Source organism: Algoriphagus faecimaris, from assembly GCF_900101705.1.
Lineage (GTDB): Bacteria > Bacteroidota > Bacteroidia > Cytophagales > Cyclobacteriaceae > Algoriphagus > Algoriphagus faecimaris.
In genome coordinates this window covers 25,990-38,303 of the sequence record NZ_FNAC01000012.1, presented here as the reverse complement: position 1 = coordinate 38,303, position 12,314 = coordinate 25,990, and the positions used below count along the sequence as shown (strand labels likewise).

Here is a 12,314-nt window from a genome sequence, read left to right as displayed (position 1 = left end):
CTACTCAATCCTCAGGCGCTACCCAAGGCTCAAAAATTAATTTCCCCAAAGTTCCGGTTTCACTGATTGGCTCCAAAACCAGTCGGTTCTCCGAAATCTCTACGATTTTCGCTTTTCTTACTTCATCTTTCAGAACAATATGAAGCAGGTCTTCATTTTCTACTTTTATATTAGCCTGTCTCTGAACGATTCCTTTGGCCCCAAAATCTGTAAAAACAAGTGAATCCCCCTCAAAAAACTCATAGACGGTATTTTCCAACCTATTAGCAATCCGATAGTCCATATCTTGTCTAGCAGCTGCAGAGGCATTTTGATAGCGCGCAGATTGTTTGATTTGATCTATTCCATCAAAATATACAAGTTGCCACTTGCCGATAAGCCGAGGGTCTTCTGGGTGATGATTATAGAAACCGAGACAGATTCCTAAAACCCAAAGTATGTTTAATTTGAATAGCATGGTTTACAATTGGCAATTTTATTGCCAAAAGATGGAGGGCATTGAAAATTTCAAGGGGATATTTTTATATGGAGAAAAGGCAGCCATTCTCCCGCATGTCGCTCAGCATAATCTGCCAGAAAAAAAGATAGTGTAGGACGAAAAGGTAAATTTTTTAAAATCATACCCGCCTGTTCAGGAGTTTTATCCCCTTTTTGGACATTGCAGCGATTACAGGCAGTGACCAAGTTAGTCCAAGACGTCTTCCCTCCTTTGGATTTAGGCTGCACATGATCAATGGTCAAATGCCTTTTGCTTCCACAGTATTGACATTCGCCATTATCTCTTCTGAAAAGATTGTTTCTATTCAGTAGTACACCTTTATACGGGATGTTTTTGTACTCATTGAGACGGATGACTGCCGGGTATTCAAAACTTCTGCTAACAGTTCTGATTTCCAAAAACTCATACGTGGAGAGTATATTCGCTTTTTCTAAAAGAGTCAATACGATGGCTTTTTGGGGAGAAACAACCCCAATCGGTGAATGATCCATATTTAAAACGAGCACCCTCTTTTCCATAATCAACTACTAAACACAGTTCGAACTTCCAAAACTTCCTGTTTATTTCGATTGTTTCCCATTTTAAAAATCCACTCATCCCAGTCAAGAATTTTCATCCTTCCGTCCATTTGAAGAACTTCTTCCAGACCTAGGTAAATCCCATAGTGATCCTTGTCTTCGGCTTTGTTATTCACAATCAAAATATCACCCACCTCACAATCTACAAAAGGTATCAATCTCCCCGGCAAATGCCCTGCATGCCAGGAGTATCCTGCAATCTGAAAAATCAGAGCAAAACCCAATCTTTCATCCAAACCAAAAATGCTTCTACCGCCGGACTGCCAAGGAGCATTGAGGTATTTTAGCGCGATCTGAATCAGCTCATCTCGGTCAGCTTTGATCGCATGACTTCTAGTCTGTCCCGTAAACCCTATATGGTCCTCCCAATTGAAAAGCTCCAAATCGGAGAAATGAAGTCGGCTTCCAGGTAAAAGATACAGATTAGACCCCATGTATTCGATAGCCGCAATAGGGCTCACTACCACCTGAAAATCTTGATTGAGATAGTTTTGGTAGTCTTCGGGGGTGATTTCTTTGAGCGATTTGTGCGAAATCCATCCTCCTAGTCTAGAGTCCTCATGAAAAACCCTGTACCAAGTCCGATCCGAACTCACCGCTAGGACTTGATAGCACTCCCCAAAAAGCAGCTGGGTAACTAATGAAGAATCTACTGTAGGTTTTCGATAGACGGGAAGTATGGTTTGTCTACAAATCCCATATCCATCACCTAAGGGCCATTCGCTGAAGTTCTCTTTTGGCATCTTTCTCTTTCAGGTCCTGTCTTTTGTCGTGTATTTTTTTTCCTCGACCCAGAGCGATATCCATTTTCGCTTTGCCTCGGTCGTTGATAAATATACGAACCGGAATGATAGTAAGGCCTTTTTCCTGAGACTTAGTTTCAAGTTTTTCCAGCTCCTTTTTACTCAAAAGAAGTTTTCTGTCACGAACTGCCTCATGATTATAGCTAGCTGCCATGGAATACGGCGCAATATGCATCTGCCTGACATACAGTTCCCCATCCAAAAAAATACAGAAAGACTCAGTCAAAGATACCTTCCCCTCACGAATGGACTTGATCTCGGTTCCTTTGAGCACCATCCCGCAGACATAAGTATCGATAAACTCAAACTGAAAGCTCGCTTTCTTATTCTTGATGTTGATTATTTTCTCAAATTTATTCGTCTTGGCCATCTTAGATTTTCATTTTTGCCAGAGGCGTCACATCCATACTGGAAAACTCCCCCGCTACATATTTGTAATGTGCTGCCATAGCTATCATCCCTGCATTATCGGTGCAATATTCGAATTTGGGAATATACAAATTCCATCCTTTTCGATTTGCTAATTCTGTCAAGGTCTTTCTCAAACCCGAATTGGCAGAAACCCCTCCTGCAATAGCGATTTCCTTGACCCCATATTGTTTTACAGCCGCCTTCAATTTGATGAGAAGCATTTCGATCAAACTGTATTGGATGCTTGCGCATAGATCAGCTAGGTTTTCTTCGATAAACTTCGGGTTGGCTTTCAATTGATCTCGTAGAAAATACAAAACTGCTGTTTTGATACCGCTAAAGGAATAATCCAAATCAGGCATTCTTGTGATTGGAAAGTCAAAAGCTCGTGGATTACCCTCCTTGGCATATCGATCTATCAAAGGACCACCGGGATAGGGTAATCCTAGAAGTTTGGCAGTTTTGTCAAAAGCCTCTCCCACGGCATCATCTCTTGTCTCGCCGATCACTTGCATCTCTAGCGGACTTTTCACGAGTACCAACTGAGTATGGCCTCCACTCACCGTGAGGCATAAAAAGGGGAAACTCGGCTTTGGATCCTCGATAAAGTGAGCCAAAACATGCGCCTGCATGTGATTTACCTCGATCAGTGGGATTTTTCTGGCGTAAGCAAAAGCCTTAGCAAAGCTCACTCCTACCAGCAATGCCCCCATCAGGCCGGGACCACGGGTAAAAGCCACAGCGGAGAGCTGTGATTTATCTAGACCAGAAGTTTTCAAAGCTTCCTCGACCACGGGGATGATGTTTTCCTGATGTGCTCTTGATGCTAATTCAGGAACAACTCCCCCATATTTTTCGTGGACTGATTGTGTGGCGACAATATTATTAAGTACTTTGCCATTTAAGATAATTGAGGCAGAAGTTTCGTCACAGGAGGACTCAATTGCGAGAATAGAAATATCGTTGGTATCCATTGGAAAAGAACTCGAAAGTTAGGAATTTTTTGCACAAAGCATTTCGAGTAGTGCTTTGGGGGATATTGATTTTATTTTTTTCAGTGCTGATGATAGGAGGACTTTTACAAACCCAACCTGTACAAAACTGGGCGATTGATAAAGTCACAAGCTACCTCAACAAAAACTCCGACTTTACTACCAGCATAGACCGCATCGCTATCAATTGGTGGGATGCTATTTCGGTAACAGGTCTAGAGATCAAGGATCATCGGGACAGTATCATGATCTTTGCAGACAAAGCCTACGTGGATTTCGAGCTCAATACACTCCTTGCCACTTCGGGACCTAGCCTAGATGAGGTACGGATAGATCGAGCAAAAATCCAATTGCTCACCCATCAAGGCGACACACTAATGAACATCAACAGATGGACCAAAGAATTAAGTTCCCTCTTCGGTTCGGGTAGTTCTTCAGGTCAAACCAAATTCGGTATAGGCCAAATCGAACTCAGAGAAACTGCCTTTACTTTAGCAAATTTCAATGCTGACACCATCAGTTCCGGTTTGGATTACAATCACATGAGATTTATAGACATGAGTGCAAGTGCGTCTGATTTCTATGTAGATGGAGACGAAATCGGGATTAATATCCGCTTACTTAGTGGTACTGAAGCAGGATCAGGACTTTATATCAAAGAATTTAGAACTCAGCTCACCTACAACTCCGAAATGCTGGAGTTTGATAAGCTTCACTTAATCAGCAACAATAGCTACATCAAAAATTTCTTGCGATTAGAATATGTAGATGCCAGTGCATTTTCGGATTTTCTCAATAAAGTAGTCATAATCGCTGACCTCGACGAAACCCTGATCGGGCTGAACGATTTACGTTACTTCGTGCCTAATCTACCAGATATTGATGATTCTATCGTCTTATCCGGTAAGATCGCCGGGCCTGTAGCGGATATTCGATCTGAGGAGCTTTTGATACGATTAGGAAAGCGAACAGAGATTTTTGGTGCATTTCGTGTGGATGGATTGCCGGATATTGATAATACTTATCTCAATCTTTCCCTAAAAAACTCTACCATCCAATCAGAGGATTTAGCTCCTTACCTAAGTGCTGATTTGCAAAGAGAAATCCGAAAATTAAAAACCATCAGATTGAATGCGGATTTTGCAGGTTTACTGACACGATTCACCACCAACGGAGAGTTCAAAACGAGCATAGGGAACTTAACAGGCAGGGTAAATTATGACCAGAAAAACGGAAGTAATCAAATCGTCTCTAAGGTAAGCATCAAAGACCTAAACATCGGGATTCTAGCCGACAACCGAGACCTACTTCAAAAGGTCAGCTTAGAAGGAAATGTCAACCTTAGGGGAAATACGCTGCAAGATATGCTTCTTGATTTAGATGCTTCGATTTCTAAACTAGGCATTTTGGGCTACGACTACCAGCGGATCAATACAAAAGCCACTTATGGTTTGGATCTATTTGAAGGAAATATCAGCATCGACGACCCCAATCTCCAATTACAAGCCTTCGGGGCAATCAATCTTCGTGATAGTTCTGAATCTATCAACATTGACTTACAATTGGATAGTGCCAATCTACATCTACTTAATCTAACGGATGAAATCACCTACATCAAGGGTAAATTTGAAATGGATACAGAGGGAATCAACATTGATAACCTGACTGGCATCGCCCGATTCAATGATTTGACGGTAGGGTATCAAGACCGCTACTTGGAGTTGGGAGACTTTTATTTCCAATCCCTATTTGCTGGTGGTACTAGGACGATGTCATTAAATTCGGACTACATAGTAGCCGGAGCTTCGGGTCAGTTTCAGCTGGAGCAAATGGCCAAAGACCTCCCTATTCTGATGAGGCAATACCTGAGTATTATCACCAAAGAAGATCCTCCTATTGCGGATTTGGAGGAGTTTTTCTACGAACCTTACAATCTAGACCTTAATGTCCGACTTATCAATATCAATCCGATTTTACAATTGATTGAGCCAGATATCAGTATCTCTCAAAATACGGTAATTGAAGGAGCATTTTATCAAACTGCCGAAAACACCATATTCAATTTCTTCTCAGGAATAGATACTTTGAGATATCAAGACAATACAGCTTATTCGGTAAATATTGATTTCAACACCTCCAAAATCATCAACAGCGATGATATTTTGGCCTCTTTTTATATTTTTTCTAAAAATCAACGACTCGGAAAAGAGTTGGAATTTTCCAATTTTGGCTTTGAAGCTATCTGGAACCAGAATGCATTGAATCTTGAATTTGCCCTAGATCAGGATTCTACTCAAAGCCGAGCGAGAGTCGATGCAGTTGCTCAATTCACCAGCAACGAAACTCAAATCACCTTTAAGCCTTCAGAGTTGACGGTATTGGATCGAAGTTGGGAATTTGACTCCCTCAATCAGATTACGCTTCGACAGGGGGAGATTGCATTTGATAATGTGCGTGTCTTATCCGGTGCCCAAGAGATAGACTTGGAGGGAATCTACAGTGACAGTCCCGAGGATAGCTTAAGCCTTGTGATCAAAAATGTCAACATCGACCTACTCAATACTCTTACTGCCCAAGAGTACGAAGGAATTGCAGATGGTGCCATTTATTTCCGAAACTCAGAGACTAACCAAGCCCTACTCGACCTTCGGTTCAATGTGGATGAACTGTCCATCAACCAATTCCCGGTCGGCGACTTCCAGTCTACAGCCCAACTCAGTGACGATATTCTCAAGGTGAATTTCGAAAACTTTTACAATGGAAAAAGAACCATTTTAATGGCTGGAGATATCGGTTTGGAAAACTTTGATTTCAGGTTGGACGGCGAACTGAGAGAAACTGAACTGGCCAGCTTTGAGCCCTTCCTCGCCAACTATCTTTCGGATCTGAGAGGAACAGTTACCGGTGACCTCCGCCTGAGGGGCAGTGCCAATCGACCTGAACTCACAGGGCGAGGACAAGTCAATCAAGGGAAATTCCGCATCAATTTTCTCAATACGCTCTATCAACTGGATGGCAGTTTACTTTTTGATCCCGGAGAAATCAACTTTTCACAGCTAGTTCTCAAAGATGTCAACGGTAATACAGCCAGCCTAAATGGAGGACTTACCTACCAGGGTCTTGAAGATATTATTTTGGATATTGATTCCAGAATGAACAACTTCCAGGTGCTCAATACTACCGCCAGAGACAATGAAACTTTCTACGGAAACGCTTTTGTATCAGGCACTTTGGATATAGTGGGATCTACGTCCAACTTGGATGTCACAGCAAGAGCTACTAGTCAGCCCAATACACGAATATTCATCCCGCTTAGTAGCAGCGATGAGCAGACAAGTGAGGAATTCATCCACTTTATCAATGTCCGTGACACTGCCCGAATTCAAGAGATAACTGAGGATGTCAATCGACTGGATATAGAAAATGTCAGAATGAATTTTGTACTCGACATCACACCGGATGCCTATGCGGAAATCATCATCGACCCCCGAACAGAGGAGAAAATTTCAGGAAGAGGCCGAGGGGTTTTGACCATGAATATTGATACACAGGGACTATTCACCCTAAGTGGCACCTACGAAATCACAGAAGCCAAGTATAACTTTTCACTCTACAATGTTCTCAGAAAGGAATTTACCGTGGAGCCAGGAGGCCGAATCACATGGTATGGCAATCCCTATGAGGGAGTCATGAATCTGACCGCTAAGTATTCCGAGCCCGTCAGTGTACAGCCTTTACTCGCGAGGACAAGTATCAACGAACAAGAGAGTAGCCTTACCCGCAGACGATTTCCCGTGGATGTGATTATGAATCTTAGAGGCGAATTACTTTCTCCCGAATTTGATTTTGGCTTTGACTTTTCTCAGTTTCCAAGTAGTGGTGAAATCCAGACTGCCATTTCAGCTTTCCAATCCAGGATTGCAAATGACGAGCAAGAGATGAACAGACAAGTGTTCTCAGTCATCATGACTCGATCCTTCTCTCCGGAGGGACAGTTTGCCGGCGTCAATTCTTTCTCCAATTCTCTAGGCCAGCTACTGTCTTCACAACTCAACAGTTTTCTCGGACAAGTAGATAAAAATTTGGAAGTAAATATCGATTTGGCTTCCCTAGACCAAAATGCACTGGAGACTTTCCAGTTGAGTGTCGCTTATACTTTCCTCGACGGTAGACTGAGGGTCTCACGGGACGGAGGATTTACCGACAATAATGGTCAGGCAGATGCCGCTTCGATCATCGGGGACTGGCAGGCCGAATACCTGATCACAGAAGATGGAGTATACCGACTTCGAGTCTTTAACCGAAACAATTTCAACACCTTCACCTCCCTTTCACTCTCCAAAAATGTAGCTACCTATGGCGTGGCACTTTCTCAAAATATCTCCTTTAACTCCTTCTCGGAGCTTTTTAAAAAAATCACCCAGAAAGATCAAGAAGCAGATGAACTGTATGAAGATTCGGATAATTACCTGCGATATAACCAAGAAGATTGGAAGCCTGTAGACCTAGATAATATTGAAGAACGACTCGACTCCCTTCGCAAAAACAAGCAAGAGGTCTTCCTCAAAAAAGAGGATGAGGAGTAAACATTTACCTTCTGAAACCTCTTTTCCCAAAGAGAAAACATCATAAAATCAGCTCAAAAAAATCCGCTTCAATAGCTAAAAATGCAAGTGTCTACGCAAGAGTTTTAGCCATGGGAGATGAAAAAACGAATGGATATGAAAAAAATAAGCCTTTTTTGGTTTCGAAGAGACCTTCGCTTAGAAGATAATACAGGGCTCTATTACGCCCTGCAGCAAGAAGAAAATGTATTACCTCTCTTTATTTTTGATCAAACCATTTTAGAAAAACTCGAGGAAAAAAACGATGCTCGAGTGGGTTTTATTCATGATCAAATCAGCAAATTAAAATCCCAATTCGAAGAAAAAGGAAGCTCGCTTTTGGTAAAAGTGGGAAAACCGCTCGATATCTACCGAACACTGCTCGAAGAATACGATATTCAGGCGGTGTATACCAACCGGGATTATGAGCCCTATGCCAAAGAGCGGGATCAAAGCATAGAAAAATTACTGCGTGATCAGCAGATTGACTTTTACAGCTTCAAAGACCAGATGATTTTCGAACCAGGGGAAATCCTCAACGGCTCAGGAGAATTCTATAAGGTGTTTACACCCTACAGCAAAGTATGGCTAAGCGAATTCAAAAAGCAACAAATAGAACCTTTGAGCTATTTCCACTGGAAAAACCTCTACCAGACAAAAGGCTTCGGCTTACCAAGCTTAGCAGAGGTAGGCTTCGAAAAGTCAAGTATCGAAATCCCTCCTATGTGGACTGATAAGGACATCATCGCTCACTATGACCAAAACCGGAATTTCCCAGCAAAAAACGGCACCAGTCGACTGGGTATTCATCTTCGCTTTGGCACTATTTCCATTCGTCAGCTGGCACTGACCGCTGCTAAGTTGAATGATACCTACCTCAACGAATTGATCTGGAGAGAATTTTACATGACCATTTTGGCCTTTAATCCCCAAGTGGTAGACAAGGCCTTCAAACCTGCCTACGATCAGATTCCTTGGAGGAATAATGAGAAGGAATTTGAAGCCTGGTGCCAAGGTAAGACTGGCTACCCCATAGTAGATGCTGGAATGCGAGAGCTGAATGCCACGGGATACATGCACAATCGGGTGAGAATGATCGTCGCATCTTTCCTGACCAAGCATCTTCTGATAGATTGGAGATGGGGAGAAGCTTACTTTGCCAAAAAATTACTGGACTTTGAGTTAGCCTCAAACAATGGAGGCTGGCAATGGGCTGCAGGTACGGGTACAGATGCTCAGCCTTATTTCAGAGTTTTCAATCCTGAATCCCAAACAGAGAAGTTTGACAAGGAATTGAAATACATTAAAAAATGGATTCCAGAATTAAATAGCCAAGACTACCCAAAACCCATCGTAGATCATAAATTTGCAAGGCAAAGAGCAATTGATACATACAAAGAAGCACTGAATTCATGAATATAGGCGATCGAGTACGATTACTTCACGGCAAAGAAGAAGGCATAGTCCGAAAAATTTCCTCCGGAGGCCGAATAGAAGTAGAAATCGAAGATGGATTTCTAATTCCCGCTATGAAATCAGAGGCTGTGGTCATCTCCGAAGTAGAACAGGCCTATTTTGGAGAGGGAAAGGAACCCGAAGCAGAAACGCCAATGGCTTTGTCCGCTCCTAAGGATCAGGGAATGTACTTGGCCTTTGTCCCCATCAATGATCAAAACCTGAGTCTATACCTGATCAATGATAGCCGACAAGAATACCTCATCCATATTTCAGAAGTATTTGGTTCCAATCACAGAACGCTCCTGTCCGAGGTGGTCAAACCAGGCATAGCCAAAAAATTTGACGATCGTCTACTCAAAGAAATGGATGAATGGCCTTCGTTTTTGCTGAGATTTATTCCAGTTCAAAACCAACTTGAAAAAGCTATCTCGCCTTTTGAAAGGCAAATAAAGATTAAAGCCACCCAATTTTTTAAACACCTCAGCAAAGCTCCTTTCCTAAATAAGTCCGCCTACCTATTTCACATGGAGCAGACCACAAAAGAACTCGATATTCAAGCGCTCAACTATGAGCTCGATCAAATACGACCAAAACCCGAGGAAAAACCTCTGAGGCGTCCTGAAAGAAGCATAGATCTGCATATCGAAGAGCTGGTAGACAATCATGAATCGATGAGCAACTCAGAAAAACTCCGGATACAACTGGAGACTTTTGATCAAAAGCTTGATCATGCAATCCGAACGGGAATGGATGAAATCACCTTCATTCACGGGATTGGAAATGGAGTACTTCGAAAAGAAATTCACAAGCGACTGAGTCAATTGGGAAATATTAAGTACTTTCAAGATACCCAAAAGGGACAGTGGGGCTATGGTGCCACTTTGGTTAGAATTTCCTAATTCATGCAGCGAAAAACATCTCCGATTTTTCAGGCTTTCGAACAGCAGCACCGTGAGGCCAAAGAGCTATTTCTAGCCCTAGGAAAGCAGATCAAATCCAAAAAATCAATCGAACTTTATACTAAGTTGAGTTTTTTAGAGCTTTACTCGGACCTTATGGCCAAAATTCATTTTGAAAAAGAGGGCCTGCAATTTGACTTTTTCACCCCTTTCAAACCTCTCCAGAAAAACCTGAGAAAAGTACATCATCTCAAACTCGTTCAGCGAGGAATTCTGGGGCGAATGACACAAACTGGAGAAACATTCAACTCCTACTCTAGCTATCTGGAAAAAGAGAAAAAAGGCCTCTACACCGAAACTTTTGATCAGATCATCGGCAGTCCTCTCAAGGACTGGGATGAGTTTCTCCTCAAATCTCTCCAAAGCAGCAATAACATCAAACCCCTGACGATCAATACCGCCATCAATCAGTTGATTCAGGAAGAGCTCGAGTACTTTCAACTGGACAAACGCAATGGCTTCGATTCCAAGGGTCTCAAAGATATTTTTGAAGGTCTGAGAAAAATCATCATGCTAGAAAACCTGCTCATTCACTTGGGTTTCAATTCTATTTTTGTAGAAAAAATCCATCAGGAAATCGAGCAATTAAAAGAAAAACTCAAGCCTTGGTATGCCAACCACCTTGAGCTTCAGTCCCTGACTTATTTCCTGAGTGACAAAGAAAATGTCTCCAAAAAATACATTGACTGGGTAAAGGATTTGCGGGACAAAAAAAAGAGCCTGTCCTCCCAAGTGGAAAAACAGGCGCTTAGTTTATTTCAAAAGATTTTAGATTGATCAAATTTTAGCTAAAGCATTCGCCAGATCATTTTTTAAGTCCTCCGCATCTTCTACACCCACGCTCAATCGGATCAGTGAATCCAGCAAGCCTACTTTCTCCCTCTCCTCTCGCGGAATACTGGCATGAGTCATACTCGCGGGATGTCCACAAAGGGACTCTACTCCGCCCAAGGATTCGGCTAGAGAGAAAAGATGAAAATTCTCCATAACGGTTTGGGCGTCTTCCAGTCGATTTCCGACAAGGGTAAAAGAAATCATTCCACCAAAATCCCTCATCTGTTTCTTAGCAATAGAATGATTAGGATGATCTTCAAAACCCGGCCAATAGACTTTTTTTACCTTGGGGTGATTTTTGAGATAGGCGGCGATGGTTTTACCGTTTTGGCTGTGGCGCTCCATTCTTAGATGTAGTGTTTTGATCCCTCTTAACACCAGAAAACAGTCCTGTGGACCCGGTACAGCCCCACAAGCATTTTGGATAAAAGTCAATTTTTTCGCCAACTCATCGTCATTGACTACCAAGGCTCCCATCACCACATCAGAATGTCCTCCCAAATACTTGGTCACCGAGTGCATCACGATATCTGCGCCCCAATCTAGGGGATTCTGAATAAAAGGTGATGCAAAGGTATTGTCCACAGTCATAAGAACTCCGTGCTTTTTAGCTAAGGCTCCCATGGCTTCCAAATCGATAATATTCATCATGGGATTGGTAGGAGTTTCCACCCAAATCATCTTGGTATTGGCGTTGATTTTTTCGACTACCGCCTGAGTATTTCCCATTGGAACAAAATGAAACTTGATCCCAAATCGCTCAAAGACCTTGGTAAAAAGCCTGTAAGTACCTCCATAGAGGTCATTGGTACTGATAATTTCATCGCCGGGATTGAAAAGCTTGATCACTGCATCGATAGCCCCCAGTCCAGAGGAAAAACAAATACCATGTTTTCCATTTTCCAAAGCAGCTAAATTTTGCTGTAAAGCGGTACGTGTAGGATTGTGCGTACGCGAATATTCATAGCCTTGATGGTCTCCTAAAGTGCGCTGCACATAGGTGGAGGTTTGGTAAATCGGGGTCATTATCGCACCGGTGGATGGATCAGGCTCCACACCGGCATGAATCGCTTTGGTGCCGAATTTCATACTCTTATTATTAATCTTCAAAATTACTTGGGAGTTAGAAGGGAAGGACATTGTGCTACTTTCCTAGTATACTTGCAATAGATTCCG

Annotated in this window: 10 protein-coding genes; 4 read left to right on the top strand and 6 right to left on the bottom strand. The window is 42.4% G+C overall.

Annotation, left to right across the window (positions count from 1 at the left end; translation table 11 throughout):
• Positions 1–4: 4 nt before the first annotated feature.
• The 5 genes from BLQ57_RS08155 to tsaD are packed head-to-tail and all read right to left on the bottom strand — an operon-like array spanning position 5 to position 3,265.
• Positions 5–457: a hypothetical protein gene (locus BLQ57_RS08155; protein ID WP_087938882.1), complete on the bottom strand. Its 453-nt coding sequence runs from the start codon at positions 455–457 to the stop codon at positions 5–7.
• Positions 458–507: 50 nt separating this feature from the next.
• The gene (locus BLQ57_RS08150) at positions 508–1,017 is read right to left on the bottom strand and encodes an HNH endonuclease (RefSeq protein ID WP_087938883.1); all 510 of its coding nucleotides are present in this window, start codon (positions 1,015–1,017) and stop codon (positions 508–510) included.
• A gap of 2 nt (positions 1,018–1,019) precedes the next feature.
• Entirely contained in the window at positions 1,020–1,820 is an 801-nt protein-coding gene (locus BLQ57_RS08145; protein WP_139162693.1) for an SH3 domain-containing protein, read from the bottom strand.
• Positions 1,783–2,250, bottom strand: coding sequence for an SsrA-binding protein (smpB, locus tag BLQ57_RS08140; RefSeq protein ID WP_087938885.1), 468 nt, complete (start codon positions 2,248–2,250; stop codon positions 1,783–1,785). The genes BLQ57_RS08145 and smpB overlap by 38 nt, the downstream gene beginning before the upstream one ends.
• A gap of 1 nt (position 2,251) precedes the next feature.
• The gene (gene tsaD / locus BLQ57_RS08135; protein ID WP_087938886.1) at positions 2,252–3,265 is read right to left on the bottom strand and encodes a tRNA (adenosine(37)-N6)-threonylcarbamoyltransferase complex transferase subunit TsaD; all 1,014 of its coding nucleotides are present in this window, start codon (positions 3,263–3,265) and stop codon (positions 2,252–2,254) included.
• A gap of 29 nt (positions 3,266–3,294) precedes the next feature.
• Here tsaD and BLQ57_RS08130 point away from each other — a divergent pair, with 29 nt between their 5' ends.
• The 4 genes from BLQ57_RS08130 to BLQ57_RS08115 all read left to right on the top strand — a co-directional run bounded on the left by BLQ57_RS08130 (position 3,295) and on the right by BLQ57_RS08115 (position 11,081).
• A complete protein-coding gene (locus tag BLQ57_RS08130) occupies positions 3,295–7,869 on the top strand; it encodes a translocation/assembly module TamB domain-containing protein (protein ID WP_139162692.1) in 4,575 nt (1,524 codons plus the stop codon).
• A 135-nt stretch (positions 7,870–8,004) separates the two neighbouring features.
• Positions 8,005–9,303, top strand: a complete 1,299-nt coding sequence (locus BLQ57_RS08125) for a cryptochrome/photolyase family protein (protein ID WP_087938916.1) — start codon at positions 8,005–8,007, stop codon at positions 9,301–9,303.
• Positions 9,300–10,244 (top strand): Smr/MutS family protein, encoded by a 945-nt coding sequence (locus BLQ57_RS08120; RefSeq protein WP_087938888.1) that lies wholly within the window; start codon positions 9,300–9,302, stop codon positions 10,242–10,244. Before BLQ57_RS08125 ends, BLQ57_RS08120 begins: the two co-directional genes overlap by 4 nt.
• Before the next feature lie 3 nt (positions 10,245–10,247).
• Positions 10,248–11,081 carry a hypothetical protein gene (locus BLQ57_RS08115; protein ID WP_087938889.1) on the top strand — a complete coding sequence of 278 codons (834 nt, stop codon included), beginning with the start codon at positions 10,248–10,250 and terminating at the stop codon, positions 11,079–11,081.
• Here BLQ57_RS08115 and BLQ57_RS08110 read toward each other — a convergent pair whose 3' ends face one another.
• On the bottom strand, positions 11,082–12,227 hold the full coding sequence (locus BLQ57_RS08110; protein ID WP_087938890.1) for a cystathionine gamma-synthase: 1,146 nt from the start codon (positions 12,225–12,227) through the stop codon (positions 11,082–11,084).
• Between the last annotated feature and the right edge of the window lie 87 nt (positions 12,228–12,314).